The following is a 25,808-nucleotide window of genomic DNA, read 5'->3' on the forward strand; positions in this document are numbered from 1 at the left end:
AAGGACCCGGAACACAGAAGAGGGACCTGCGCCCCCCTCCGAGCGCAGGTCCCTCTTCCGTTTGGTGCTACGGCCTACCGGCCGCTGTGGCTTACGCCTCCACGCCGGCCTTGCGGCGACGCACCACGAAGATCGCGCCGGCACCGGCGACGACCGCGGCACCGCCGACGAGGCTGATCATCGGCAGGGCGGAGCTGGAGCCGGTCTCGGCGAGGCTGCCGGTGACCTCCGGCGTGTTGCCGCTCGGCTTCTGGTCGGTGACGGGCGCCTTGCCGCCTTCCTGCGGCTTGGTGCCGTTGGTGTCCGTACCGGCGGAGACGATCTGGAACTTGTAGGAGATCTGACCGAAGCCGGTGCACTCGGCGTCGTTGTCGCCGTAGATCGTCGCGCCGAGCGAGAAGCCGGCGCCGACCGGGGCGGACTTCGTGACGTTGAGGCGCAGCGGGATGTCGACCTCGTAGTCGGGCTTCAGCTCGTCGGTGTAGCCGACGTAACCGACCGCGAAGCCGCCTTCGTTGAGGTCGACCCAGGTCTTGTCCTGGGGGTCCCAGGCCTGGAGCTGGACCTGCTTGCTGGCGAACAGCTCGTTGCCGTCCTTGTCGGCGGAGGCGCCGGCGAAGAAGTCGAGGTCGTTGAGCGTGGAGTCGGAGTTGTTGAGCACGCTCAGCGAGAACTTGTGCCAGCCGCTGCCCGCCGCGATCTTGCCGGGCAGGCCGGTGATGCTGACGTCGACCTTGGTGTCCTTGCACACGGAGGGCTCGGGGTCCGGGGACTCCGACTCCTCCGGCTCGGAGGTGCTCGGCGCCGGGGTGGACGGGCTCGCGGACGTGCTCGGCGAGCTGGACGTCTGGGGAGCGGACTCGCTCACGGACGCGCTCGGAGTCGGCGTCGTCTCCGCCGGCGCGGACTCGGTCACCGACGGCGAGGGCGACGTCTCGGGAGCGGACTCGCTCACCGACGCGCTCGGCGTGGGCGTCGTTTCGTCGGTCGCGTACGCGGCCGGTGCCGCGAGCAGTGCCACCGGGGCTATGACCGCCGTGGCGGCCGCTGCTGCCATGGCGCGGCGAAGCTTCATGAAGACCTCGGAGAGTCCGGGCGTACCGCGGGGTGCGGTACGAACGTTGGGGGAGGCCTCCGCGTGTGGGGCGCGGGAGTGGCCCTTGGTTCGGCAGGTTTGATCCGTGAGACCTGTGAATGGTTGTGCTGGCACTCACGGGATTCTTATGTGGGTTGAGTCACATCCATGACCTTCTTGTGCAGGCGCTCACCGCACGCTTAGATCTTTGCTTCGTGTCTGACAAGCCGTCCGATGACCAACCATCGGCCTCGGAGATCCCCGACGACGTCTGGGAGCAGTTCACCCGTGACACCGAGCGGGACATCCGCGCCTCCGCACCGAAGGAACCGTCCGCGCGGGCCCGGATGGTGACCGAGCGGCTGCGGCAGCAGGACGCCCGGGGCGAGACGCCGCCGGGGTGGCGGACCGATCCCGTCCGGCAGGAGAGGAACGTCAGGACCGCACGGCGCCGCAAGCTGTGGGCCGTTCTCGGTGTGCCTGCCGCGGTCGCCGTGGCATTGGTGGCCCTGAAGCCGTCGCTGCTGCCCGGCGACCCCTTCGGCACGGGGACATCCCAGGCCGCCGACCCCCTGCCCGCCGAAACCGCGGCGCCCACCGCCCCGCCCGGAGCGTCGGACCCCGAAACCCCCACCCTGGACGAGCCGTTCGCCGGCTCCCCGGCCCTGCGCTGGGCGGACGGCGAGGCCGGCATCGTCCTGCCCGAGGCGAAGGCCGTCGGCGCGGTGTCGAAGGGGCGCGTGGAACAGGCCCTGAAGCTCGCGAAGAAGCTGCTGGTGAGCGCCAACCTCGACCTGGCGACGGTGCGCGGCGAACGTCCCGAGGCCGCGCTCTCGGTGCTCGACCCGCAGCAGCCCGGGACCGTCGACGACCTCGACACCGCCCTGCGCTCACCGAGCAGGGAGCACGACCCGCTGACCCTGTTCAGCCGCTTCGACCCCGACCGGGTGCGACTGGTGGGCGACGTGATCAAGACGCGCGGGCGCATGACGCTCGGGAAGGGCTCACACGGGGGCGTCGCCGTGCACGCCGACTACACCTTCGTCTACCCCGTGACGCGCGCGGACGGTTCCACCGAGGTCGCCCGCACCATCGTCCGCCGGGCCGTCGACGTCGAACTCGCCGACCCCGCGCGGTACCGCGTCACGGCGGGCCGGCTGCTTCTCCTGAAGTACGACGAGGAGATCGGCAACTCCTCCTGCGACGTCCACGACGGCTACCTGCACCCGGAGTTCCCCTTGAGCCGGGCCGAGGCGACCCGTCCCACCGGCCCGACGACCGATCCCTACGACCGCAGCAGGAGCCTGGACGACGGCGACGCCTGCGGCACGGTGTCGCGCACCTGACGACGGCCGACGCGGAGCGAACGACGACGGCCGACGCGGAGCGAACGACGACGGCCGACGCGGAGCGAATGACGACGGCCGACGCGGAGCGAAGGGCCCCGCGGCATGGAGCCGCGGGGCCCTTCCTCTGATCAGCACCGACGTCAGGGCTGCGCCGGTGCCGGGAAGCGGCGCCGGGGGGTTGCGCCGCTGGTCTCGAGTTCTGGCAGTCCGACCCGGCCTCGTGCGTTCTTGCAAGGTCCGCCGACCGGCTCCGGGCGTCCCCGGAGCCGGCCGTTCTCTTGGTGACCGGGCTGCTGTCCCCTGCCGTCCGGTCACTTCCCTGGAGCGAGGTCCCACGACGCACGGAGCGATCCGTACGTCTCATCACTCCAGCGAGCCACGCGTGGTTCTCTCGGGCCCGCGCCTGGCTGGCGCGGACACCGGGACCAACGAGGCGGCACGGGGGCGGTCACGCGCCGTACGGGTGAGGGGGGTGCGTACGTCTGTCCCGGGAACGCGGATTCTGTCCCCGCCGGTCGGCCCTGACGTCAGATCCTGCCCCGGCACAGCTCCAGCATGGTCATCGCGAGGGCCGTGCCCGGCTTGCCCAGCGCCTCCCTGTAGCGGCCGAGGACCTCCATCTCGCGGGAGAGGTTCACGCGCCGGCCGCCGGAGGAGATCCGGGCGTCCTGGATGACGGCGGAGACCGCCGCCCGTTCCTGGATCAGGCCGATGATCCGGTCGTCGAGCGCGTCGATGCGCTCCCGCGCGCCGGTGATCACGTCGGCGGCCTCGGGGGTACGGGCGCCGGTCACGTCGGTGGCGTTCATCAGGGTCTCCCTGCTCGTCGGGGGTGCCCCGGAGCGGCAAGGCCCGGACGACGACAGACGCCCCGGGCCTTGTCGGCCCGGGGCGCCTGGGAAGTCGCTTGTCAGATGCTCAAGCAGCACGACCATGGCAGCCGGCGGGCCGGGTGCCATAGGTAAAGACGAACGTCTGGTGCGTGAGCATGGGGCAAGTATGCCCCGCGCCCCAAAGGTGTCCAACACGGCTCGCATCCTGAGACGGCCCCGTTCCCCGGCGCCCGGAAAACGCCCGGTGGCACCCCGGTAGAATCGGGTGGCACAAGACCCCCGCCCCACCGCCGGAAGGCACCCCGTGTCATCAGCGACTCCCGCTGCCAGCGCCGCCGACACCGTTCTGGTCGTCGACTTCGGCGCGCAGTACGCCCAGCTCATCGCCCGTCGCGTCCGCGAGGCGCGGGTCTACAGCGAGATCGTGCCGAGCACCATGCCGGTCCGGGAGATGCTCGCCAAGAACCCCTCGGCGATCATCCTCTCCGGCGGCCCCTCGTCGGTGTACGAGGAAGGCGCTCCGAGCCTCGACCGCGAGATCTTCGAGGCCGGCGTCCCGGTCTTCGGCATGTGCTACGGCTTCCAGCTGATGGCGCGGGCCCTCGGCGGCACCGTCGACAACACCGGCGCCCGCGAGTACGGCCGCACCGGCCTGCACGTCTCCAAGGTGTCCTCCACCCTCTTCGAGGGCACCCCCGCCGAGCAGGCCGTCTGGATGTCGCACGGCGACGCCTGCTCCGCCGCTCCCGAGGGCTTCTCCGTCACGGCCTCCACGGACGTCGTGCCCGTGGCCGCCTTCGAGAACGACGAGAAGAAGCTCTACGGCGTCCAGTACCACCCCGAGGTGATGCACTCCACGCACGGACAGCAGGTGCTGGAGCACTTCCTGTACCGGGGCGCGGGTCTCACCCCGAACTGGACGACCGGCAGCGTCATCGAGGAGCAGGTCGCCGCCATCCGCGAGCAGGTCGGCGACCGGCGCGCCATCTGCGGGCTGTCCGGCGGCGTGGACTCCGCCGTCGCCGCGGCCCTCGTCCAGAAGGCCATCGGCTCCCAGCTGACCTGCGTGTACGTCGACCACGGCCTGATGCGCAAGGGCGAGACCGAGCAGGTCGAGAAGGACTTCGTGGCCGCGACCGGCGTGCAGCTGAAGGTCGTGGACGCCGAGGAGCGGTTCCTCAAGGCGCTCGCCGGGGTCTCCGACCCCGAGGAGAAGCGGAAGATCATCGGCCGTGAGTTCATCCGGGTCTTCGAGCAGGCCCAGGCCGAGATCATCGCGGACCAGGGCCCGGCGGTGGAGTTCCTCGTCCAGGGCACCCTCTACCCGGACGTGGTCGAGTCCGGCGGCGGCACCGGCACCGCCAACATCAAGTCCCACCACAACGTGGGCGGCCTGCCCGAGGACCTCGAGTTCAAGCTGATCGAGCCGCTGCGCAAGCTCTTCAAGGACGAGGTCCGCATGGTCGGCCAGGAGCTCGGCCTGCCGGACGAGATCGTCCAGCGCCAGCCGTTCCCCGGCCCCGGCCTCGGCATCCGGATCGTCGGCGAGGTCACCAAGGAGCGCCTGGACCTGCTGCGCGAGGCCGACGCCATCGCCCGCGAGGAGCTGACCGCGGCCGGCCTCGACCGGGACATCTGGCAGTGCCCGGTGGTCCTGCTCGCCGACGTCCGCAGCGTCGGCGTCCAGGGCGACGGCCGGACCTACGGCCACCCGATCGTCCTGCGCCCGGTCTCGTCCGAGGACGCCATGACGGCCGACTGGTCGCGCCTCCCCTACGACGTCCTCGCGAAGATCTCCACCCGGATCACCAACGAGGTGCGTGACGTCAACCGCGTCGTCCTCGACGTGACCTCGAAGCCGCCGGGGACGATCGAGTGGGAGTAGGCCCCGGGGCCCTCAGGGCCCCCAGGGTCCCTAAGTGCGCTTGATCGTGCGCAGGGCGGTGCCGGGCTTCCAGACCTGGACGACCAGGTACGTGTCGTCCTCGACGTAGGTGCGCACCACCTCCGTCAGCTCGGTGCGGAAGAGGTGGAACGGCTCCGGCGGTTCCACCTCTTCGGCGTATCGGGCCTTCGTCCGCGCGTCGTCGACCTCGATCGCCCGGCCGCCGATGCGGACGTCGCCCCCGCCCATGCCTGTGCCCTCGCCGGGGTTCGCCTGGAGCGCGAAGCGCGGGTCGCGGCGCAGGTCGAGGGCCTTGAGCGAGTCCGGCATCATGCCGAACCACAGTTCGCCGCCCAGGAACCGCACCTCCAGGCCGGTGGTGCGGGGCGAGCCGTCCTTGCGGAGCGTGGCGAGGACGTGGTGCGTGTAGGCGCCGAAGCGCTTCTCGACGATGCCGGCCAGCTCGGGTTCGGCGGTGACGAAGGTCGCCCAGTTCGCTGTCATGGGGAGAGTCTGGCGCCGAAACCCGACATCCACTGTCGGCTATTCGTGGGGTCCGGGAGCTTGGGGGCACACGGGTATGCGTGGGTGCTCAAGGGGGGCGCTCGTTTCCATCTTTACGAAACGGTTCTGTTCTTCCCGGCCTCACCGACGGTAATTTCCGCCCCGTACGCGGAACGACGCTGGAGGACCTATGCACGGGCCCACCCCGCCCCTGCCCCTGCCCACCGACCGGCTGCGGTTCGCGATGCCGCCGATGCACGAGTCGGTCGAGGACGAACGCCGGCACCGCAAGGAACGGCTCGCGGGCGCCCTGAGGATCTTCGGGCGCCTCGGCTACGAGGACGGCGTGTCCGGACACATCACCGCCCGCGACCCGGAGTTCACCGACTGCTTCTGGGTCAACCCCTTCGGGATGCCCTTCCGGCACGTCACCGTGAGCGACCTGGTGCTCGCCAACCAGGACGGCCAGGTCGTCGAAGGCGCCTACCACGTCAACCAGGCGGCGTTCACCGTGCACGCCCAGGTGCACGCCGCCCGCCCCGACGTCGTCGCCGTCGCCCACTGCCACTCGGTGCACGGCCGGGCGCTCTCCGCCCTCGGCGAGCTCCTGGAACCGATCACACAGGAGAGCTGCGCCTTCTACGAGGACCACACCCTGTACGACTCGTACACCGGCGTCGCCGTCGACGCCGAGGAAGGGCGGCGCATCGCGGCCGTGCTGGGCTCCCGCAAGGCGCTCGTGCTGCGCAACCACGGGCTGCTGACCGTCGGCGACTCGGTGGACGCGGCCGCCTGGTGGTTCGTGTCGATGGAACGCTCCTGCCAGGTACAGCTGACGGCGCAGGCCGCCGGGCGGCCGGTCCGGATCGACCACCGGATGGCGGTGGCGACGCGGGAGCAGCTGGGCGGCGACCTGGTGGCGTGGATCAACTACCAGCCGATGTGGCAGGAGGTCAGCCGCAGCGAGCCGGACCTGCTGGGCTAGGCGGCGCAGACGTACGTTGTGGTCACGCTGGACGAGCTCGGTCATAAGGGAATTCCGGCAGCCGGGTCAACACGGCACGTCGAACTTCACCCGTGTTGACCACTCGGGACGGACGTGGACCGGGTGGTATAGGGCACAATTCGCTTTCGTCGCACGGGAGTTGCACAGCGGTGTTTCCGGGGTCCGGAAGGCCGGCGGTGGTTGGGTCGCGGGAAGGCGGGCGTCGGGCGTGGCGGTGCGCGAGGCGGGACAGGGCGGCGCGGATGCGGGTGCGTACGCGGACACGGGTACGAGTACGGGCGTCGGCGCCTATACGGGCCGGTACGCCGGCGGCCCTGGCGGTGGGTACGCCGGTGGGTACTCCGGTGGCGCTGTGAGCGGATACCCGGGCGGGCACGGTGATGCGCCCGGCGGGGCGCACGGAGGCGGGTGCGCCTGCGGGGACTGCCCGCACGGGGCTCGCGAGGGACATCGACGGGCCGTCGCCGCGTTCCTGCGCAGACGCGACGAGTTCGCCGCCGGGCAGGGCCTGCCGGCCGCGGTGGCCCACTCCGCCTCGGCCTCCCGCCAGTGGGTCTCGGAGGAGCTGGCGGAGTCCGCGGGACTCGTCGCCGAGCGCGGACGTGCCGAGGGCCGGGCCTGGCTGACGGGCCTGTGGCGCCGCACCACGGCCGCGGTCTGGGCGGCCGCCGTGCTGTTGCTGCTGGGGCAGTCCCTCACGGCGGTCGGCGCGGGCTGGACGGCGGCCCGCACGGCCGGGCTGGCCGCCGCGCTGGCCGTCGCCGGTGTGCTGACGGCGGCGTCGTGGTTCCACCGCGCGAAGGGCGGCGCGCTCGCACCCGTGATCGGTGAGGACCACCGTCTGTCCACCTCCCGTACGGTCGCCGCGGCGTGGGTGCTCTTCGTGGCCTACTCGGTGCTCGTCCTGGCGGGACGGCTGGCCGCCGCCTCCCGGCACGGGGAACGGGACGCGCTCGTCTCCGGGCTGGAACTCGCCCGCGGGGCCGGGTTGGTGACCGTGCTGGCCGTGGTGTGCGGGGTCGCCGTCCTCGTACGGCGTGTGGTCGGCCTTCGGGTGCTGGCACAACGGCTGCAGAAGGTACGCGCCGACCGCCCGCGAGCGGCCGACCTGCTGACCGACGACGCGGGGCGCGGCACCTTCGCCGACATCCAGTACGTCGTCATCAGCGGTGTCGCCCTGGTCTTCGTGGCGGTACGGCTGGCCAGGCGGCCGGACCAGTTGCCCGACCTGCCGTGGGGACTGGCGGTGGTGGTCCTGGTGTCGGCCATGACGTACCTGGCCGGCAAGTACGCGGAGGGCGGCCGGCCGGTCATCCTCTCCGTCGTACGGTCACGCGAGGCGGGCGACCTGGACGGGCCGATCCGCACGGGTGACGACATCGAGATCCGCGGCGCCGGGTTCGTGCCGCCGGGTGCGCAGGGCGCCGACCGGCTGGCCCGAATGGTCGTCCGGGTCGGCACGGTCCACGTCCACGTGCCGTTGGTGCCCGTCCCCGGCGGCTTCAGCAACCCGACGGACACCCTGCTGACGGTGCCGGTGCCGGCGGATGTGGAGCCCGGGCGGGTGGAGGTGCAGGTGGTCACGGCGGCCGGAGCCGAGACGAACCGTTACGCGGTCGATGTGACGGAGTGACAGTAAGAAAAAGCCGCAGCAGCAGGATTGAGCGGGTCCGGTTCGTCATACGTATGGTTCTCTGAGGGGTCTCGGCATCGGCGGGCGAGAGGCGGCTAGCGGCGATGACTCACAGTATGCGGACGGACACGCACTCCTCCTACTATCAAGGCGGCGGCGGCTGGCGTGACAGCGCCGCCCGCTACGCCCTCCTCCCTCTGCGTATCTTCCTCGGCGTCACCTTCATCTACGCCGGCCTGGACAAACTCACCGACAGCGCCTTCATGAAGGACGCCGGTGCTGGTTCGATCGGCGACATGATGCGGGCCGTTCGCGACTCCTCCGCCATCCCCGCCCTGGTCGACCTCTCCCTGAAGAACCCCGTCGGTTTCGGCTACGCCATCGCCTTCGGAGAACTGGCCGTCGGTATCGGCACCCTGCTCGGGCTGCTCACCCGACTGGCCGCATTCGGCGGCGCACTGATCTCCCTCAGCCTGTGGCTCACGGTGAGCTGGGCCTCCGATCCGTACTACTACGGCAACGACCTCGCCTACCTCATGGCCTGGACTCCCCTCCTCCTGGCGGGCGCCCCCGTGTTCTCCCTCGATGCCGCACTGCGGTCGCGACGACGGCAGAGGGCGGGCTACTGACAGAGCCCGACGGCAGCCGTCGGACGTGGCTCGCCGTCAGGTGGTGGCAGGTGGTGCCGGGTGGAGTCAGGCGGCCGCGTCCGGGCCCGGCTCCTCGACGGGGGTACGGCCCGCCGTGCGCCGCCGGCGTACGCGGCCCGTCAGGAACGCCACCGCGCCGGCCAGGCACAGCCCGCCCGTGACGAGGGGGATCGCCACGAACCAGGGGATCTCCCAGGCGCCGCCCGCGTCACCCGCGTAGAGGACGCCCGTCACGGTGAGGACCGCGCCGGCGACCAGCTTTCCGGGCTGGAGCTCATGACGCAGCACGGGTCACCTCCGCCTGTCCCATGCCGACCTGGAGGTCCAGGTCGATCGTGCCGGTCTTCTTGACGTTCTCGGCGGGGGAGAGGGTCATCTCCTTGTGCCGGCCCGGTTTCACGTCCACGTCCTTCGGGTCGTCGCCCGGCAGCTGGAGGTCTCCGACCCCTACGTCGACGTTCAGCCGCACGGTCACGTCCTCGGGCACGAGCACCTTCACCCGGCCCACGCCCACGTCGGCCCCCGTTGTCACGGTCTGTTGTCCGGTCAGGTCCAGCCGGGTCAGGTCCAGGGTGCCGACGCCGGTGCCCAGGTCGTACCGGTCCCGTACGTCCGCCACCGTGGCGGGCTGCCAGGTCGTGCGGTTCCACTGCGTGCCGATGTCCTTGGGCAGTGCCGCCGAACCGGCGAGCAGACCCGCCGTGATGATCGCCAGGAGTATCGAGCCCGCGCCTGTCCGCCCCAGGAAGGCACTGACCGCGATACCCAGGCCGAAGACGGCGAGCGCGCAGGCCAGACCGGTCTGCAGGCTGGTGCCGAGCGGGCGTTCGTCCCAGGTGAGGCTCGTGCCCATGGGGCCCGCGAACAGGGCCAGCAGGAAGATCCAGCCGCCGATCCAGCGGGGCCCGCGAGGCTTGGGCGGCCGGGTGTGCGGGGCGGGTATGTCCTCGCGGGTGCCGGGCACCAGGCCGAGGCTGATGTTGATGGCTGCCGCGACGTCGACATCGCGGTAGTCGCGGGGGCCCCACAGGTAGCCCGTGCCGCCGAAGTGCCTGCCGTCCTTGACGATGGGGTCGCGCCACCAGGAGGGGAAGGCGGCGGGCACCGGCGGCGCCTTGGGTTCCGGCGGCGCGTCGGCGGCCGCCTGGGCGGCCAGCGGGTCCGGGCCGGGGGCGTCGCGCCTGCGGGACCAGTAACCCGCGCCGGCGAGGAGGAGGGAGAGGACGACGGCGAAGGTCAGCACCCCGCCGTTGTTCAGCAGGGTCAGGAACACCCCGCAGCCGACCAGCGCGAACAGCACGGCCGTCAGGGCCTGGCCGTCGACGCGGCCCGTCAGCAGCTTGCGCACCTCGTTCTCGTCCTCGTCGTCGTACGGGACGAAGAGCCAGGCGAAACCGTAGAAGAGGAGACCTATGCCGCCGGTGGCGGAGAGCACCGCGAGGGTGATCCGGAAGATGACCGGGTCCATGTCGCACTGCCGCCCGAGCCCGGCGCAGACACCGGCCAGCATCTTGTGACGGCGATCGCGCCGGAACTTCCGGGGCAGCCCGGACGCGGTGACGTCCCCGGCCGGGTCTGCCGCGTCGGGCGCTCCCCCCTCTTCTCCCGCGTCCGCCCGCCCGTGTGCGCGTGGAGGCGCGGGGGAGTCCGTGGGCGCGGCGCCCGCGGCGGGCGCGGCACCCTGCGGCCCGGCGCCCGGTGCGGGGCGCGGGCCGGAGCCGGGTCCCGGACCCGTCGCGGCGTGCTCGTGATCGGTCATGGGTCCATGGTGACGGGCGCGGTGGCGCGACGGGAGTCGGAATGACCCTGGCCGGACCCTGATATCGGCCCTGAGGGACGGCTCGGGAAGCGTGCGACGGGCCGGTTCCCGGAGATCAGGGGAGTCTCCGGGGTCGACCCTGATGCTCCCGTCTTCCGGCCGTGTGACCATCAATGGCATGTCGGAAGCCGCAGCAGCGCCACTCGCCCGAACCGCGGCCGCCGCGCAAGCTCTACCGCAGCAGTGACGGACGCTGGCTCGGCGGGGTCGCGCGAGGGCTCGCCGTGTGCACCTCGGGCTGCCCGTGATCTGGGTCCGGCTCGTCTTCGTCGGCCTCTTCATGGCCGACGGCCTCGGTGCGCTGCTGTACGCCGCCTTCTGGTTCTTCGTCCCGCTCGGCGTCGGCGGAGTCGAGACCCAGAAACCGCCGTCGCTGGTCACCACGGAGACCTCGCCGGACGGCCGCCGCAGACTCGTCGCCCGCAGACCGGACAAGGGCCAGATGGTGGCCCTCCTCCTCATGGTCGTCGTGGCCATGGTCTTCGTGGGCAACGTCAACCTCGGCGGCGGAGCCCGGGCCTACCTGTGGCCGGCCGTGCTCGTAGGCGCGGGCGTCGCCCTGGTCTGGCGGCAGGCGGACAACGCCCGCCGGGCCCGCTGGGTCGAGGTCGGCCGCCGCCGGCGCACGGTCACGCTGCTGCGTGCCGTGGGCGGGGTGCTGCTGGTGACGGCCGGTGTCTCCGGCATCTTCGTCCTGCAGGGCTCCGCCGCCCACCTCGGCTCCGTCCTCCAGGCGGCGCTCGCGGTCCTCGTCGGTATAACGCTCCTCGCCGGGCCGTATCTCGTGCGCATGACGCAGGACCTCTCCGAGGAGCGCCTGATGCGTATCCGCGCTCAGGAACGGGCGGAGGTCGCCGCCCATGTGCACGACTCCGTGCTGCACACCCTCACGCTGATCCAGCGCAACGCGGAGAACGCGAACGAGGTGCGCCGCCTCGCCCGCGCCCAGGAGCGCGATCTGCGCACCTGGCTCTACAAACCCGAGGGCACCGGCAAGGACGAGGCCGACGAGCCCACCACCCTCGCCGACGCCGTGCGGCGCAACGCGGCCGAGGTGGAGGACAAGCACGGCGTGCCGATCGAGGTCGTGGTCGTGGGCGACTGCCCGCTCGACGAGGGGGTCGGCGCACAGATGCAGGCCGCGCGAGAAGCGATGGTGAACGCCGCCAAGTACGGTGGCGAGGGCGGCGCCGTACAGGTCTACGCCGAGGTCGAGGGGAAGACGGTCTTCGTGTCCGTCCGGGATCGCGGCCCCGGCTTCGACCTCGACTCGATACCCGCCGACCGGATGGGTGTCAGAGAATCGATCATCGGCCGCATGGAGCGCAACGGCGGGACCGCGCGACTTCGCGCGGTGCCGGACGGCGGCACGGAGGTCGAGCTGGAGATGGAGAGGGCGGAGAAGACGTCATGAGCGACCCGACCGAGGCGAACGGTACGGCGGGACCGGCGGAGGCGGCCGGGCCCGTGGACACAGGCGGCGGCACCGGCGGGCGTCGCGTGCGCGTGGTCCTCGTGGACGACCACCGGATGTTCCGTACGGGCGTCCAGGCCGAGATCGGGCAGACCGAGCAGACGGGTGTCGAGGTCGTCGGCGAGGCCGCGGACGTCGACCAGGCGGTCACGGTCATCACGGCGACCCGGCCCGAGGTGGTCCTCCTCGACGTGCACCTGCCCGGTGGCGGCGGGGTCGAAGTGCTGCGCCGCTGTGCCGCGTTGATGGCCGACACCGAGCAGCCGGTCCGTTTCCTCGCCCTGTCCGTGTCGGACGCGGCGGAGGACGTGATCGGTGTGATCCGCGGCGGGGCACGCGGGTACGTCACCAAGACGATCACCGGCACGGATCTCGTCGACTCCGTCTTCCGGGTGCAGGAGGGCGACGCGGTCTTCTCCCCGCGGCTGGCCGGGTTCGTCCTCGACGCCTTCGCCTCCACGGACGCGCCGCCGGTCGACGAGGACCTGGACCGCCTCACCCAGCGCGAGCGGGAGGTGCTGCGGCTCATCGCCCGGGGCTACGCGTACAAGGAGATCGCCAAGCAACTGTTCATCTCGGTGAAGACGGTCGAGTCGCATGTCTCGGCGGTCCTGCGCAAGCTCCAGCTCTCCAACCGGCACGAGCTGACGCGGTGGGCGACGGCTCGCCGGCTGGTGTGACCTGCCCCGGTCACACCACCCGCGTGGCTCCCACGAACGGCATCTCGTCGAGCGGTGCGACCCGCACCGGGGCGGAGGGGTTCGGGGCGTGGATCATCCGGCCGTTGCCCACGTAGATGCCGACGTGGCTGATGCCGGCGTAGTAGAAGACCAGGTCACCGGGGAGGAGTTCGGAGCGGGAGACGCGGCGGCCGGCGTCGATCTGGGAGTACGTGGTGCGCGGCAGCGAGACGCCCGCGGAGCGGTAGGCGGCCTGGACGAGGCCCGAGCAGTCGAAGGCGTTCGGGCCGGTCGCGCCCCAGACGTAGGGGCTGCCGAGCTTCTGGAAGGCGTAGGACACGGCGGCGGCCGCGCGGGAGTTGGGTGCCAGGGACGCGGCGGATCCGGGGGCCGCGAGGTTGTCGCGCGGGCCGGTCGAGGAACGTGAGGCGCGGTTCGTGCCCGGCGCTTCACCGATCCTGGAACGTTCCTGCGCGCTGAGCCTGGACAGCAGCTGCCGTGCGGAGCCCAGCTTGGCGCTGATCGTCTTCTTGTGCCGTTTCAGCTCCTGCTGCCGCGACTTCAGCGAGGTCAGCTCGATGTGAGCGGCGCCGCGCAGCTGCTCGATCTCGCGGAGCTGCCGCCGTACCCGCGAGACGGCGGCCTTCTGCCGGTTGCCGGTCCGCTCGACGAACTCGGCGTTCTCGAGATACCGGTCGGGGTCGTCGGACAGGGCGAGCCGCAGCGCGGGGTCGAGGCCGCCCTCGCGGTACTGCGCGGCGGCGACGGAACCCAGGGCCTCGCGGGCCGTGTTGAGCCGGTCCTCCTTGCGGGCCGCACGGTCTTGGAGGTCCTTCAGCCGTTGCCCTGCCGCCTCGGCCTTCTCCTTCGCGCCGTTGTACTTCTCGGTGGCGACCTCCGCCTCCCGGTACAGCTCGTCCACCCGGGACTTGACCTGACCGGGGGTGAGCTCCGGTTCGGCGTGTCCGGTGCCGTCGAACGCCGTCGCGGTCGCCGCGCCGGCGAGAGCGATCGTGGCGGCCGTACGGGCCGTGTTGCCGCTCGCGGAGCGCTGGCGGGGCTTGCGGTGCGCTGCCACCTGGAGGCCACGTCCTTTCCTCGACCGCCGGTGGGTGCGTGCGGCCGCCTGGGGGAGCGGACGGGCGGCCTGCGCGTCCGGCGACGGCCCGCACAGGGGAAGCGGACCGCCGCCGGACCTTTTCGGCGGTGGTGCCCGACTGCCGCCCCTGGCCCGGGCGGCGGTGGGGAGCCGGTCACCTGGGGGAGGACGCTAAACCTCACTGCGGCGGGCCGGTGGCGGGTGCGCGGAAGTGTCCCGAGAGGACCGACGGTGACCGTATGCGGTCGTGATCTCGCCCTGGCGCCGTCGACTTAACTCAGCGTGATGACCGATGCGCCGAAATCACGGGCGGAGGACGGCGGCCGGGTGCTATGGGGCGCATATATGCAGGAGACGGGCCGGTGTCGGGCGGCTCCGAGGCCCCTCATTAGGCTCCGGCCTCATGGACATACTCATCCACCTCGTCGTCGGCCTCCACATCATCGGCATCGCGTCGCTCCTGGGCGGGTTCCTCACCCAGATGAAGGCGATGGGCGAGGGCACCGCCCGCTACACCCCCGCGATGCTGCACGGCGCGCTGACGATGCTGGTCACCGGGGTGATCCTGGTCGGCCTCAACCAGGCCGACGACCAGTCCGTGAACAACGTGAAGATCGGCGTGAAGCTGGCCCTGCTGATCGTGATCCTCGGCCTGGTCTACGTCAAGCGGGACGACGAGAAGGTGGACAAGGGCCTGTTCGGCCTGGTCGGGGCTCTGACCGCGGCGAACGTCTTCATCGCCGTGCTCTGGACCTGACCCCGCCGGGCCGGTCGCCGGCCCGCGCCGAGGTGACCGTCCAGGCGGCGCACCCGAGCCACGCCGCCACCGCGATCCACAGCAGTGCCTCCCCGAGGCCGTCCAGCCACGTGACGTCGAGGGCGGCGGCGACGGCGAGGGTGGCGGCCGCCGACGCGGCCGCGCCGAACACGGTCGCCCAGCGCCGCACGTCGTAGCGGTGCCGGGGCCACACGAGTTCGGCGACGAGCAGGGCGACGCAGCAGGTCAGTGCGAGCACGAGCAGTGTGACGGTGGTCGTGCGCAGCACGCTCCGGTTCTCGTCGTTCCACAGATACAGGCGTGCGCTGTCAGCACTGAGGAGCTTCGCCCCGGCGAGGGCCGAGACGGCGAGTGCGCCGCCGGCCAGCCAGTGGTCCCCGGCCCCCCTGGCCACCTGCCGTGGGTCGGAACGGGGCAGGGCGAGGCCGCACAGCAGCAGCCCCAGCCAGAAGACCACCAGGGCCGCCTGCGCGAGCCAGGCCGCCGACACGACCGCGGCGAGCGTGGCGGCGAGCACGGCGAGCCCCTGGGTGACCACACAGCGCAGGAACGCGCTCCCGCCCCGCTCCTTGTCCTCCACGACGAGCAGAGCGGCCCAGAGCAGCGCGCCGACCGCCAGCAACGCCTCGGCGAGCGCCTGCCGGCCGGCCGCGGAGAAAGCGGTGCCGAGGACGGCGGTCGCCGCCAGGGTGGTGACCGCGGCCGGCGTCTCCGTCCGCCAGGTCGTCCGCCGCAGGACGTCGGCGACCGACACCAGCCAGGCCCCGCAGGCCAGGAGGAGGGAAATACGGGAGAGGACCTCGTACCCCGCCGAGTCGAGACCGACCGACAGTGTGCCGGTCGCCAGCGCGTACATCGCCCACAAGGTGGCGAAGGGGGAGGGGCCGGACATAGCGCCGATGCTAGAGAGCGCCGCGCGCGTTACGAGAGGGGCACGCGCGCGTGCCCCTCAAAAACGTAGGAGACCTCTCGAACCGGGACGTCGAAGCGGGACCTCGGGTCGGGGCTTCGAACCAGGACCTCTCAGGCCGGCCGCACCACGCTGTGGATCGCGGACTCGCCGTCGTAGTAGATCGACTCCTCGCGCACGTAGGCGCCGGGCTTCGGGGCGTGGATCATCATGCCGTTGCCGATGTAGATGCCGACGTGGGTGACGTCGTCGTAGAAGAAGACCAGGTCACCGGGCTGCGCCTGGGAGAGGGAGACCGTGGTGCCGGCGTTGACCTGGTCGTAGGTCGTGCGCGGCAGGGTGACACCCGCGGCCTTCCAGGCGGCCTGGGTGAGGCCGGAGCAGTCGTAGGACTCGGGGCCGATGGCGCCCCACACGTACGGCTTGCCGATCTGGGCACGGGCGAAGGCGAGTGCTTTGTCGGCCTTGGTGCCGTACGAGGAGTCCGCCGGGGCCGAGGAGGAGGACGAGCCCGAGGACGACGAGGAACCACTCTCCTGCTGCTGGGCGGCGGCCTCCTCCCGAGCCTTCTGCTGCGCCGCCTGCTGCCGGGCCAGTTCCTCGGCCTTGCGGGCGGCCTCTTCCTGCTTCTTCTTCTCGATCGCCGCGAGCCGCGCCTTCTCCTCGGCCGTCAGCTTCGACAGCAGCTCGCGGGCGTCGGCCAGCTTCCGCTGGACGGTGGACTTGGCCGTCTTCAGGTCGCCCTGCGACTCGGTGAGCGTCGCGAGGCTCTCGGTGGCCTCCTGGCGCTTCTTCATCGTCTCGGACCGCTGGGTGACGAAGTCGTCGACCGCCACCTTCTGGCGGCCGGTCATCCGGTCCATCAGCTGGGTCTGGTCGAAGTAGTCCTGCGGCGTGTCCGCCAGCAGGAACGTCGCCGTGTCCGGGGCGGAGGCGCCGGTGCGGTACTGGGCGGCGGCGAAGGAACCCAGCTCCTCGCGGGCCTCGTTGAGCTTCTGGGTGCGCTGGGCGACGTCGTCGAGGAGGTTGTCGACGCGCTTGCGCTGCTTCGCGGTCTTCTCCTTGGCCGCGTTGTACTTGTCGGTCGCCGACTCGGCCTGGCGGTACAGGTCGTCGACCTTCTTCTCGACTTCTTCCAGGCTGGGCTTGTCGTCGGCCGTGGGGGCGGCGTTGGCCGACTGGGACAGCAGGGCCACGGAGGTGAGGGCCGCCGTCGCGAGGGCGGGGGTCCGTATGCCTGCTACGCGCGTACCGGAGGGACGCGACTTGCGGTGCGACGCCAAGGGAGGCGACTCCTTCCATGCTCCGCCTACCGGGTTAGCTGTCGGGTTCGGGCGGGTGGTTCGGAAGGGTTGCCCTACGGCCATCTCCGGGAAGGGAGTCGGGCCGATTCACCCCAAGGTCTCGGTGGGTCCCCGGCTCCGGCTGCCGCTACGGCACACCGGACTCGGCGGAGGCCGCGCGGCCCGGCGACGTTCGCCGGTGGGGGTCGTGCGGCCTGCCCGCACGGTAGCCAACTCGTGTGGCCCCTGTGAAGGTTGATGGGTGATATGCCCGATACATTTTCGTGACCTTATCCCGGAGCGTTGCTGAAAGTGATCGACTGGTGGGGATTGATTGCGAATCATCCGGAATTATGGGGATCGTCGCGGGGCGTGATCGGCCGGTCCTGAAGGGTGACGAGGGGGTCGTTTCGGCGATGTTCACAGGGCGGCGGCGGGCTGTCAGTGGGGCGCCCTAGACTCGGAGAGCGATGAGCAGCCTCTTTGACGACAGCTTCCTGGCGGACCTCCAGGCCCAGCGGGGCCCCGCGGACGAGCCCCCGCCGCCGCCCGAGGACGATCACGTACCGGAGCCGGTTCCGGACGATCTGTTCGGCGGGAAGTTCGACGTGCCGCCGGACCGGGACACCCACTACCGGGACGGCGCCCCGCGCCCGGTGGTGGACACCGCCGCCCTCCTGGAGGGGCTGAACGACAACCAGCGCGCCGCCGTCGTCCACTCCGGCTCCCCGCTGCTCATCGTGGCCGGTGCCGGCTCCGGCAAGACCCGCGTGCTCACGCACCGCATCGCCCACCTGCTCGCCGAGCGGGACGTCCACCCGGGCCAGATCCTCGCGATCACCTTCACCAACAAGGCCGCGGGCGAGATGAAGGAGCGCGTCGAGCAGCTCGTCGGCCCGCGCGCGAACGCCATGTGGGTGATGACCTTCCACAGCGCGTGCGTGCGCATCCTGCGACGGGAGAGCAAGAAGCTCGGCTTCACCTCCTCCTTCTCGATCTACGACGCCGCCGACTCCAAGCGCCTGATGGCCCTGGTCTGCCGCGATCTGGACCTCGACCCCAAGCGCTTCCCGCCGAAGTCGTTCAGCGCCAAGATCAGCAACCTCAAGAACGAGCTGATCGACGAGGAGGACTTCGCGGCGCAGGCGAGCGACGGCTTCGAGAAGACCCTCGCCCAGGCCTACGCGATGTACCAGTCGCGACTGCGCGAGGCCAACGCCCTCGACTTCGACGACCTGATCATGACGACGGTCAACCTGCTGCGCGCCTTCCCGGACGTCGCCGAGCACTACCGCCGCCGCTTCCGGCACGTGCTGGTGGACGAGTACCAGGACACCAACCACGCCCAGTACGCCCTCGTCCGCGAACTCGTCGGCACCACCGAGCACCCCGTCGACGTACCGCCCGGCCCGGAGGACGTCCCGCCCGCCGAGCTGTGCGTGGTGGGTGACGCCGACCAGTCGATCTACGCCTTCCGCGGGGCGACGATCCGTAACATCCTCCAGTTCGAGGAGGACTACCCGGACGCGACGACGATCCTGCTCGAGCAGAACTACCGCTCCACGCAGACCATCCTGAGCGCCGCCAACGCGGTCATCGAGCGCAACGAGTCCCGCCGCCCCAAGAACCTGTGGACCAACGCGGGCACCGGCGCGCAGATCACCGGATACGTCGCCGACACCGAGCACGACGAGGCGCAGTTCGTCGCCGAGGAGATAGACCGCCTGACCGACGCGGGCGAGGCGAAGGCGGGCGACGTCGCCGTCTTCTACCGCACCAACGCCCAGTCCCGTGTCTTCGAGGAGATCTTCATCCGCGTCGGCCTGCCCTACAAGGTCGTCGGCGGTGTCCGCTTCTACGAGCGCAAGGAGGTCCGGGACGTCCTGGCCTACCTGCGCGTGCTGGCCAACCCGGAGGACTCGGTGCCGCTGCGCCGGATCCTCAACGTCCCCAAGCGGGGCATCGGCGACCGCGCCGAGGCGATGATCGACGCCCTCTCCCAGCGCGAGAAGATCAGCTTCCCGCAGGCCCTGAAGCGCGTCGACGAGGCGTACGGCATGGCCGCGCGCTCCACCAACGCGGTCAGGCGGTTCAACGCGCTGATGGAGGACCTCCGCACGATCGTCGAGTCCGGCGCCGGACCCGCCACCGTGCTGGAGGCCGTGCTGGAACGCACCGGGTACCTCGCCGAGTTGCAGGCCTCCACCGACCCGCAGGACGAGACCCGGATCGAGAACCTCCAGGAGCTCGCCGCCGTCGCCATGGAGTTCGAGCAGGAGCGCGGCGAAGACGAGCAGGGCACCCTGGCCGACTTCCTCGAACAGGTCGCCCTGGTCGCCGACTCCGACCAGATCCCGGACGAGGAGGACGGCGACGGCGTCATCACGCTGATGACCCTGCACACCGCCAAGGGCCTGGAGTTCCCGGTCGTCTTCCTCACCGGCATGGAGGACGGCGTCTTCCCGCACATGCGCGCCCTCGGCCAGACCAAGGAGCTGGAGGAGGAGCGCCGCCTGGCCTACGTCGGCATCACACGCGCACGGGAACGGCTGTACCTGACGCGGTCGACGATGCGCAGCGCCTGGGGCCAGCCGTCGTACAACCCGCCCTCCCGGTTCCTGGAGGAGATTCCGCCGGCCCACCTGGAGTGGAAGCGGACGGGAGCGACCGCGCCCGCGTCTTCCGGCCCGGTCTCGGCCGTGGCGGCCTCGCTGTCGTCGTCCCGCTCGCGTTCGTCGGCGTCGGGCGCCTCCGGTTTCGCCACGCGCCGGACCTCCGAGAAGCCGGTCGTGGCGCTGGCGGCCGGGGACCGTGTCACACACGACCAGTTCGGGCTCGGGACCGTCGTCGCGGTCAAGGGCACGGGCGCGAACGCCGAGGCGACGATCGACTTCGGGGACACCAAACCGAAGCGGCTACTGCTGCGGTACGCGCCGGTGGAGAAGCTCTAGCCCGGTCGGATGCCGGCCCCCGCTCGCACTCGCGGCGGGGGCTGCCGAGACGTTACGTCGGGTCGACGCCGTGGCTGCGCAGCCACGGGAGGGGGTCGATCGGCGAGCCGCCGGCCGGGCGCACCTCGAAGTGCAGGTGAGGGCCGGTCGAGTTGCCGGAGTTGCCGGAGCGGGCGATCGGATCGCCCGCCTTCACGGACGTGCCGGAGGGGACCGTGTAGGTGGAGAGGTGGCAGTACCACGTCTCCGTGCCGTCCTTCGCGGTCAGGATCAGCATGTTGCCGTACGCGCTGTTCCACTGGGTGCGGACGGTGCCGTCGGTCGCGGCCATCACGGTCGTGCCGTACGAGACGGGGAAGTCGATGCCGGTGTGCAGGGACATCCAGTTGATGCCGGCCTGGCCGTACTGGGCGCTGAGTCCGTGGCGGGCGACCGGCATGGCGAACTTCGGGCGCAGCCGCTCCTTGCGGGCCGCCTCCTCCGCCGCCCGCTTCCGCTCGGCCGCTTGCTGGGCCTTGAGGTCGATGCGTTCCTGCGTACGGCTGGCCCGGTCGGCGAAGTCGTCGGCACCGGCGGAGAGGCTCTTCAGCTGGGTGTCGAGCTTGTTGTTGGCGGCGGCCGGTTTGACCGGCTGCGCGTCCGCCGCGGTCGTGTGCGCCTCCGCGGCACTGTCCTCGGTGAGGCTGCCGACGGAGGCCGCGGCGATCCCGGCGACACCCATCACGCATGCGGAGGGCACCGCGATGGTCATCAGCGCCGACCGCTTGGGGGGCGTACGGCGGCGGGAACGGGACGCGGCACGTGAGGCCGTCCGTGAGCCCGGGGGCGGGGTGGCCTCCTCCTGGCCGTCCAGGAGGGGGGCCACGGTGGGCAGTTCACCGGTGGTCGCCGGCTCACCGCCGTCCGCGGCGGGGTCGAGGTGGAGGGCACCGGTGGATTCGTCGTAGCCGACCTGCTCGAACGTCGCGGTCTCGAGCTGGTCGAAGGCTTCGCCGTGCTGCTCGTACGCCTCGGGGGCCGCCGCGGCGGTGCCGTCGGCGTTCCACTGGGTGGCGTCGTAGGCGCCGGTGTCGAAGGACTGCGTGCCCCAGTCCCACTGCTGGGTCTGGTCGGCCGGGTTGCCGGACTGGTCGGGCTGATGCCAGGCGCCGGTGTCCCACTGCCCGGTCGCGTCCGGGGAGGTGGCCTGCGGCGGGATGACCGGGAGCGGCTGCCCGGTCGTCCAGCTCGTCGTGTCGTACACGCCGGTGTCGTAGGCGGCGGCGTGGTGCTGGGCCGCGTACGCGTCGTAGTGCACGTTCTCGTGGGTGCCGGTGGGCCAGTGGCCGGTGTCGTACGCGCCCGTGTGATGACCGCTGTCCGGCAGATCGCCGAAGAGGGGGTCGGTGGCGAAGCTTGCGGTGGTGTGGCCGGTGGCGGCGAAACCGCTGCCGTCGGTGCCTGTGGCGTCAAAACCGGTGGCGGCGTAGTCGCCGTACGTGGTGAAGTCGCCGTACTGGGCTTCCTGGGTGCCGTACGACGCGTAGTGCGCCGAGTCGGCGTCGGAAGCCGGAGCCGGGGTCATGGTCCCCGACGGGTGACGGTCGTTCACCAACTTCTCTTTCGCCTCGACAACAGGGGCTGCCAGAGCAGTGCGGCGACTGTACCCGGCGGTACGCGGGCACGACAATCTTCGGCAGGTTTCGCGCGCACAGGAAACGGGCATTCGGCCGTGTTTTGGCGGACTGCGGGCGCGGGTTTGGCCCTGTGTTCGAAGTTTGTTCGAGGTTGATCGGGGCTGGAGTGCTGAGCGTCGGTTGTATGACGAGTCCGTGCGGCGGGACGTGGACGGTGGCGTGGGTGGTTTCAGGCCACCGTCAGACCGTCGGCGTGGCCGGTGGACGGTTCACCCGGGCGTGCCGTGTCGAGGACCTGCCGTATGCCGTTGGCGATGGTGGGGTGCACGGGCAGGGCGAGATGGCCGATGCCCGTCACTCGTACGTTCTGCGCCGAGAGATCGGGATGGTCGATGCGGGCCGTCTCCACCGGGTCCATCACGGTGTCAAGGTCGCTCCAGTAGCTGACGAAGTGCGTGCGGCAGCCCGGCGCCGGTCGAGTGAGCTCCTCGAGCACCGGTGAGCCGGGGCGCATCTGGCGCACGATGGGGTGCGCGTCGGCCAGGGGCACCGCCCGGGTTCCGGAGTGCGGCGTGCCGAGTGTGACCAGGGTCCGGACGCGGCTGTCCCCGCCGAGCCGCTGCACGTAGTAACGCGCTATCAGGCCGCCGAGGCTGTGCCCGACCACGTCCACCTGCTCGGCGCCGGTGCGTTCGCAGATCTCCTCTATATGCCGGCCGAGCAGCTCGGCCGCGACGCGCAGATCGCAGGTCAACGGCGAGTAGTTGAGGGACTCGATCCGCTGCCTGCCGTGCTGGGCGAGACTGCGGCGCAGCAGGACGAAGACCGAGCGGTTGTCGATGAAGCCGTGCAGCAGGACGACCGGGGGCTTGGCCTCCGTCGGCAGTTGGGCGGTGCCGTCCGTGGGCAGTGCCGGGGCGGGGATCCGTCGCTCCTGGGCGATGCCGGAGGGATAGAGGAGGAGATGCCCGGCCAGGATCGCGATCTCCAGGGCGGTGGCCTTCAGCAGCGCCATGGAGAGTCCGGCCGGCCGGCTCGGCAACAGACGCCGGCAGAACGGGAGAAAGGGCAGAACGGCCCCGGTGACCTTCATGGCCGACCTCCTGTCGGCACGCGTGAGGGCCACAGCCCCCCGTGTGCCCTCGTGGAAAGCAGCTGCGAAGACGGCCGACGACGACCGCGCGAGCGGCGTGAGCCGCGGGGACGGAGCGCGCCGTGTGGCGCGTGTGACGCCAGTGAAGCGACGGGGTCCCCTGTCGGTGTGGCGACGAGGCTCCCCGCTGTTGCGCCGTGTCTGCCCTGCGTGCTGCGCGTGCCCTGCGTGTCCCGCGTGCCCTCGCCGAAGTGCCGTACCGCCGCTGTGCGTGGTGGGTGGGGCGGTGGTACGGCGACCTCGTCGCGGCTCCCCTTGCGCTCGGTCCCGATGCGGTCCGTGTGCCGCGGAAGAGCGCGGCACCGATGCCGCGGAAGCTCGGAACGGTGCGCGGCGAACGTGTCCCTGCGTGTGATTTCCCCCTCGCTCCGCACCGCGAAACTGCCGGTTGCGGGATGCTGGAGATAACGTTCGTTCACTTGCCCGGACGGTTCGGGGCGGGGTGTCCGTGCGGTGCGGCGTGTACCGCTTGCGCGATGTGTGCGGTACTTGTCGGTACGGATGGATGTAATCGCTTCATGGAGGCAGTGATGGGTGTGGCAGCCGGTCCGATCCGCGTGGTGGTGGCCAAGCCGGGGCTCGACGGCCATGATCGCGGGGCCAAGGTGATCGCGCGGGCCCTGCGCGACGCCGGTATGGAGGTCATCTACACCGGGCTCCACCAGACTCCCGAGCAGATCGTCGACACCGCGCTCCAGGAGGACGCCGACGCGATCGGCCTCTCCATCCTCTCCGGCGCGCACAACACGCTCTTCGCCGCCGTGATCGAGCTGCTGCGGGAGCGGGACGCCGAGGACATCCTGGTCTTCGGCGGCGGGATCATCCCCGAGGGGGACATCCCGCTGCTGAAGGAGAAGGGCGTCGCGGAGATCTTCACGCCCGGCGCGACGACCGCGTCGATCGTGGACTGGGTCCGCGCCAACGCCCGGCAGCCGGCTGAGGCGTAGGCGCCGGAGCAGGCTTCCGGCGGACGGGCCGGCAGGGCTGCGGTCGGCCGGGGCGGCGGGCGTGTCGCCGACCGGGGTGGCGGGTGTGGCGCCGGGCTGGGTGACGGGCGTGTCGCCGATCGGGGTGGCGGGCGCTGCGCCGGGCTGGGCGAACTGCGTGCCGCCGACCGGGGCGCCGGGCTGGGTGACGGGTGTGTGGCCGGGCCGGGCAGAGGGCCCGAGCCGGGTGGTGGACCCGCGGCGGGCCGCGGTGACGGGCGCGCGGCCCACCGGGGCGACGGGTCCGGGGTCCATCGTGGTGACAGGCCCCCGGCTCACCGAGGTGACGGGCCCGTGGTCCCACGGGGCTACCGGCCCAGCGCCGGGCGGGTCGGGGCGGGCGTCGGTGGGTGTGTCGGCCGGAGCTACGGCATGCGCAGTTCCTCGGTCATCGCCGCGCGCAGCCGCAGTGTCGTGGACAGGCGTTGGAAGGACTCCGCCCAGTAGCCGCCGGCTCCGGGCGACGCGTTCTCCGGTTCGTCGTCCGGTACGGCCAGCAGCGCGTCGAGACGGCCGGCCTCGGACGGGTCGAGGCAGCGTTCCGCCAGGCCCATGACCCCGCTGAAACTCCATGGATAACTCCCCGCGTCCCGAGCGATGTTGAGCGCGTCCACCACCGCCCGGCCGAGCGGCGCCGCCCACGGCACCGCACACACCCCGAGCAGCTGGAAGGCCTCGGACAGTCCGTGCGCCGCGATGAAACCGGCGACCCACTCGGCCCGCTCGGCTGCGTCCAGCGTGCCGAGCAGCTTGGCGCGCTCCGCCAGGGACACCGCGCCAGGACCGCCCGCTTCCGGCGCCGAGGGCTCTCCCAGCAGGGCGCGCGACCACTCGGCGTCCCGCTGACGCACGGCGGCCCGGCACCACGCCGCGTGCAGCTCGCCCTGCCAGTCGTCCGAGACCGGCAGCGCGACGATCTCCCGGGGCGTCCGCCCGCCCAGCCGCGGCGACCAGGTTCCGAGCGGGGCCGCCTCCACCAGCTGGCCGAACCACCACGACCGCTCACCCCGGCCCGCGGGCGCCTTCGCCACGACACCGTCGCGCTCCATGCCCGGATCGCACTCGTGCGGCGCCTCGACGGCGATGGCCGGAGCGCTCAGTGTGCGGTCGATCGCCACGCACGCCTCCGCCCTGAGCGCCATCCGCGCGGCGAGCGCCGAACCGGGTAGCGCCGACAGCAATTCCGCCGCCGTCGCCCGGACATTGCGGCTGCGGTCGGTCAGGGCCTGTTCCAGGAACGGCTCGTCGTCCGGGCACAGGCCCGTGCGCAGCGAGTCCAGGAACATCAGCCGGTCCTCGGCCCGTTCCGTCGCCCACGTCGTCGCGAGCAGTTCCCGAGCGGCGGCGGGTTCGCGGGAGCGCAGGGCGGACAGAAGGGCGACCCGTTCGGCGAACAGGCCATCTTGCCACAACTGCCGGATGCTTCCGTCGTCCCTGAGGTGCGGCAGGGCCGCTCCGCCGCCCGGTGTCGAGCGCAGGGCGAACCGCCAGTCCGGGTTCAGCCGCGCCAGCCACAAGGCCCTCGGACCTGCGAACTGCAGCGCCGCCGGGCGCAGGTCGGTCCGCCCCCGGGCCGCGTCCAGCAGCGCGGGCAGCACCTGCGGAGGCGGCGCGAAACCATGGGCGTTCGCCGCCGCGAGCCACTGGGGCAGCAGCTCCATCAGGTCGGGCGCGGTGCCCCGGCGTCCGCCGCCGGATGCGCCAGGACGATCGGCCAGCAGCATCGCCAGTCTGCGGGCGGCCGCCGGCGGAAGCGGCGGACGTGAATCCTCCGGGGCCGGTTGCGGACGCTCCGCCGCCCGCGCCGGACGCAGACCGGCCCGTCGCCGTACGGTCTCCACGGCCGCCGCGTCCAGCAGGGCCACCGGCGCCTCCTGGCCCGGCCCGGTGCCCGGCGGGGTACGCCGGTCCGTGCCCAGCAGTGCTGTAGTGACGAGCCCCTCCCAGGCGCCCGTGGCGGGCGCGTCCACAGGAGCGGAAGTCCTGTTCATACGGGTCCTTTCCGCGGGGCGCCCGGGGGTGGTTGAAGACTCACCCTGATCGGTTGTCCCGTGATGCCTGAAAGATGCGTGCATTCGTGAGAAGTGCGAGTTGGGCCGAAGGGGCGAGAGCGCTGCCGTCGGC

Annotated in this window: 20 protein-coding genes, 1 pseudogene and 1 riboswitch; of the genes and pseudogenes, 10 read left to right on the forward strand and 11 right to left on the reverse strand. The window is 71.7% G+C overall.

What is annotated here, in order from left to right; translation table 11 throughout:
• Positions 1-91: 91 nt before the first annotated feature.
• Entirely contained in the window at positions 92-1,075 is a 984-nt protein-coding gene (locus SSQG_RS24020) for an LAETG motif-containing sortase-dependent surface protein (RefSeq protein WP_003992431.1), read from the reverse strand.
• A gap of 215 nt (positions 1,076-1,290) precedes the next feature.
• On the opposite strand from SSQG_RS24020, the gene SSQG_RS24030 reads away from it, so the two are divergent.
• Positions 1,291-2,421 (forward strand): hypothetical protein, encoded by a 1,131-nt coding sequence (locus tag SSQG_RS24030; protein ID WP_003992432.1) that lies wholly within the window; start codon positions 1,291-1,293, stop codon positions 2,419-2,421.
• A gap of 530 nt (positions 2,422-2,951) precedes the next feature.
• On the opposite strand, the gene SSQG_RS43730 is transcribed toward SSQG_RS24030, so the two are convergent.
• The gene (locus tag SSQG_RS43730; RefSeq protein ID WP_338117287.1) at positions 2,952-3,641 is read right to left on the reverse strand and encodes a chorismate mutase; all 690 of its coding nucleotides are present in this window, start codon (positions 3,639-3,641) and stop codon (positions 2,952-2,954) included.
• Here SSQG_RS43730 and guaA point away from each other — a divergent pair.
• Positions 3,562-5,142, forward strand: coding sequence for a glutamine-hydrolyzing GMP synthase (guaA, locus tag SSQG_RS24040; RefSeq protein ID WP_003992434.1), 1,581 nt, complete (start codon positions 3,562-3,564; stop codon positions 5,140-5,142). The two genes, SSQG_RS43730 and guaA, sit on opposite strands and share 80 nt — an antisense overlap.
• A 30-nt stretch (positions 5,143-5,172) precedes the next feature.
• On the opposite strand, the gene SSQG_RS24045 is transcribed toward guaA, so the two are convergent.
• Complete coding sequence (locus SSQG_RS24045) at positions 5,173-5,646, reverse strand: pyridoxamine 5'-phosphate oxidase family protein (RefSeq protein WP_003992435.1); 474 nt, start codon at positions 5,644-5,646, stop codon at positions 5,173-5,175.
• Positions 5,647-5,836: 190 nt separating this feature from the next.
• On the opposite strand from SSQG_RS24045, the gene SSQG_RS24050 reads away from it, so the two are divergent.
• The 3 genes from SSQG_RS24050 to SSQG_RS24060 all read left to right on the forward strand — a co-directional run bounded on the left by SSQG_RS24050 (position 5,837) and on the right by SSQG_RS24060 (position 8,914).
• The gene (locus SSQG_RS24050) at positions 5,837-6,631 is read left to right on the forward strand and encodes a class II aldolase/adducin family protein (protein WP_003992436.1); all 795 of its coding nucleotides are present in this window, start codon (positions 5,837-5,839) and stop codon (positions 6,629-6,631) included.
• Between the two features lie 373 nt (positions 6,632-7,004).
• Positions 7,005-8,285, forward strand: a complete 1,281-nt coding sequence (locus SSQG_RS24055; protein ID WP_003992437.1) for a hypothetical protein — start codon at positions 7,005-7,007, stop codon at positions 8,283-8,285.
• Between the two features lie 104 nt (positions 8,286-8,389).
• The gene (locus tag SSQG_RS24060; protein WP_003992438.1) at positions 8,390-8,914 is read left to right on the forward strand and encodes a DoxX family protein; all 525 of its coding nucleotides are present in this window, start codon (positions 8,390-8,392) and stop codon (positions 8,912-8,914) included.
• 66 nt (positions 8,915-8,980) lie between these two features.
• On the opposite strand, the gene SSQG_RS24065 is transcribed toward SSQG_RS24060, so the two are convergent.
• Positions 8,981-9,223, reverse strand: coding sequence for a hypothetical protein (locus SSQG_RS24065; protein WP_003992439.1), 243 nt, complete (start codon positions 9,221-9,223; stop codon positions 8,981-8,983).
• Positions 9,210-10,694 (reverse strand): PspC domain-containing protein, encoded by a 1,485-nt coding sequence (locus tag SSQG_RS24070; protein WP_003992440.1) that lies wholly within the window; start codon positions 10,692-10,694, stop codon positions 9,210-9,212. The genes SSQG_RS24065 and SSQG_RS24070 overlap by 14 nt, the downstream gene beginning before the upstream one ends.
• A 178-nt stretch (positions 10,695-10,872) precedes the next feature.
• Between SSQG_RS24070 and SSQG_RS24075 the strand changes: the two are divergent.
• Positions 10,873-12,168: pseudogene (locus tag SSQG_RS24075) on the forward strand (PspC domain-containing protein).
• Complete coding sequence (locus SSQG_RS24080; protein ID WP_003992442.1) at positions 12,165-12,908, forward strand: LuxR C-terminal-related transcriptional regulator; 744 nt, start codon at positions 12,165-12,167, stop codon at positions 12,906-12,908. Before SSQG_RS24075 ends, SSQG_RS24080 begins: the two are co-directional and overlap by 4 nt.
• A gap of 10 nt (positions 12,909-12,918) precedes the next feature.
• Here the strand turns inward: SSQG_RS24080 and SSQG_RS24085 are convergent, their stop codons facing one another.
• Entirely contained in the window at positions 12,919-13,986 is a 1,068-nt protein-coding gene (locus SSQG_RS24085; protein WP_003992443.1) for a C40 family peptidase, read from the reverse strand.
• 424 nt (positions 13,987-14,410) lie between these two features.
• Here SSQG_RS24085 and SSQG_RS24090 point away from each other — a divergent pair, with 424 nt between their 5' ends.
• Positions 14,411-14,764, forward strand: coding sequence for a hypothetical protein (locus SSQG_RS24090; protein WP_003992444.1), 354 nt, complete (start codon positions 14,411-14,413; stop codon positions 14,762-14,764).
• Here SSQG_RS24090 and SSQG_RS24095 read toward each other — a convergent pair.
• Together SSQG_RS24095 and SSQG_RS24100 are read right to left on the reverse strand one after the other, a co-directional pair.
• Positions 14,742-15,677, reverse strand: coding sequence for a tellurite resistance/C4-dicarboxylate transporter family protein (locus tag SSQG_RS24095; RefSeq protein ID WP_003992445.1), 936 nt, complete (start codon positions 15,675-15,677; stop codon positions 14,742-14,744). The two genes, SSQG_RS24090 and SSQG_RS24095, sit on opposite strands and share 23 nt — an antisense overlap.
• 131 nt (positions 15,678-15,808) lie before the next feature.
• Positions 15,809-16,978 carry a C40 family peptidase gene (locus SSQG_RS24100; RefSeq protein WP_003992446.1) on the reverse strand — a complete coding sequence of 390 codons (1,170 nt, stop codon included), beginning with the start codon at positions 16,976-16,978 and terminating at the stop codon, positions 15,809-15,811.
• Positions 16,979-16,986: 8 nt separating this feature from the next.
• Positions 16,987-17,158: riboswitch (cyclic di-AMP (ydaO/yuaA leader) on the reverse strand.
• A 290-nt stretch (positions 17,159-17,448) separates the two neighbouring features.
• Here SSQG_RS24100 and pcrA point away from each other — a divergent pair.
• Positions 17,449-19,929 (forward strand): DNA helicase PcrA, encoded by a 2,481-nt coding sequence (pcrA, locus tag SSQG_RS24105; protein WP_003992447.1) that lies wholly within the window; start codon positions 17,449-17,451, stop codon positions 19,927-19,929.
• Positions 19,930-19,981: 52 nt separating this feature from the next.
• Here the strand turns inward: pcrA and SSQG_RS24110 are convergent, their stop codons facing one another.
• Together SSQG_RS24110 and SSQG_RS24115 are read right to left on the reverse strand one after the other, a co-directional pair.
• Positions 19,982-21,634: a M23 family metallopeptidase gene (locus SSQG_RS24110; RefSeq protein WP_003992448.1), complete on the reverse strand. Its 1,653-nt coding sequence runs from the start codon at positions 21,632-21,634 to the stop codon at positions 19,982-19,984.
• Between the two features lie 140 nt (positions 21,635-21,774).
• Complete coding sequence (locus tag SSQG_RS24115; protein WP_003992449.1) at positions 21,775-22,638, reverse strand: esterase/lipase family protein; 864 nt, start codon at positions 22,636-22,638, stop codon at positions 21,775-21,777.
• Between the two features lie 590 nt (positions 22,639-23,228).
• Here SSQG_RS24115 and SSQG_RS24120 point away from each other — a divergent pair.
• Complete coding sequence (locus SSQG_RS24120; protein ID WP_003992450.1) at positions 23,229-23,645, forward strand: cobalamin B12-binding domain-containing protein; 417 nt, start codon at positions 23,229-23,231, stop codon at positions 23,643-23,645.
• A 404-nt stretch (positions 23,646-24,049) separates the two neighbouring features.
• Here the strand turns inward: SSQG_RS24120 and SSQG_RS24125 are convergent, their stop codons facing one another.
• Entirely contained in the window at positions 24,050-25,675 is a 1,626-nt protein-coding gene (locus tag SSQG_RS24125) for a DUF5691 domain-containing protein (RefSeq protein ID WP_039933518.1), read from the reverse strand.
• Positions 25,676-25,808 lie beyond the last annotated feature (133 nt).

Source organism: Streptomyces viridochromogenes DSM 40736 (assembly GCF_000158955.1).
GTDB lineage: Bacteria > Actinomycetota > Actinomycetes > Streptomycetales > Streptomycetaceae > Streptomyces > Streptomyces venetus.

What these genes read in the sequence shown, in the direction of transcription:
- SSQG_RS24020 (WP_003992431.1), bottom strand. Translation starts at nt 1,075, where the DNA reads ATGAAGCTTCGCCGCGCCATGGCAGCAGCGGCCGCCACGGCGGTCATA.
- SSQG_RS43730 (WP_338117287.1), bottom strand. Translation starts at nt 3,641, where the DNA reads ATGAGCTGGGCGTACTGCGCGCCGAAGTCGACGACCAGAACGGTGTCG.
- SSQG_RS24045 (WP_003992435.1), bottom strand. Translation starts at nt 5,646, where the DNA reads ATGACAGCGAACTGGGCGACCTTCGTCACCGCCGAACCCGAGCTGGCC.
- SSQG_RS24050 (WP_003992436.1), top strand. Translation starts at nt 5,837, where the DNA reads ATGCACGGGCCCACCCCGCCCCTGCCCCTGCCCACCGACCGGCTGCGG.
- SSQG_RS24060 (WP_003992438.1), top strand. Translation starts at nt 8,390, where the DNA reads ATGACTCACAGTATGCGGACGGACACGCACTCCTCCTACTATCAAGGC.
- SSQG_RS24070 (WP_003992440.1), bottom strand. Translation starts at nt 10,694, where the DNA reads ATGACCGATCACGAGCACGCCGCGACGGGTCCGGGACCCGGCTCCGGC.
- SSQG_RS24080 (WP_003992442.1), top strand. Translation starts at nt 12,165, where the DNA reads ATGAGCGACCCGACCGAGGCGAACGGTACGGCGGGACCGGCGGAGGCG.
- SSQG_RS24090 (WP_003992444.1), top strand. Translation starts at nt 14,411, where the DNA reads ATGGACATACTCATCCACCTCGTCGTCGGCCTCCACATCATCGGCATC.
- SSQG_RS24095 (WP_003992445.1), bottom strand. Translation starts at nt 15,677, where the DNA reads ATGTCCGGCCCCTCCCCCTTCGCCACCTTGTGGGCGATGTACGCGCTG.
- pcrA (WP_003992447.1), top strand. Translation starts at nt 17,449, where the DNA reads ATGAGCAGCCTCTTTGACGACAGCTTCCTGGCGGACCTCCAGGCCCAG.
- SSQG_RS24110 (WP_003992448.1), bottom strand. Translation starts at nt 21,634, where the DNA reads ATGCCCGTTTCCTGTGCGCGCGAAACCTGCCGAAGATTGTCGTGCCCG.
- SSQG_RS24115 (WP_003992449.1), bottom strand. Translation starts at nt 22,638, where the DNA reads ATGAAGGTCACCGGGGCCGTTCTGCCCTTTCTCCCGTTCTGCCGGCGT.
- SSQG_RS24120 (WP_003992450.1), top strand. Translation starts at nt 23,229, where the DNA reads ATGGGTGTGGCAGCCGGTCCGATCCGCGTGGTGGTGGCCAAGCCGGGG.
- SSQG_RS24125 (WP_039933518.1), bottom strand. Translation starts at nt 25,675, where the DNA reads ATGAACAGGACTTCCGCTCCTGTGGACGCGCCCGCCACGGGCGCCTGG.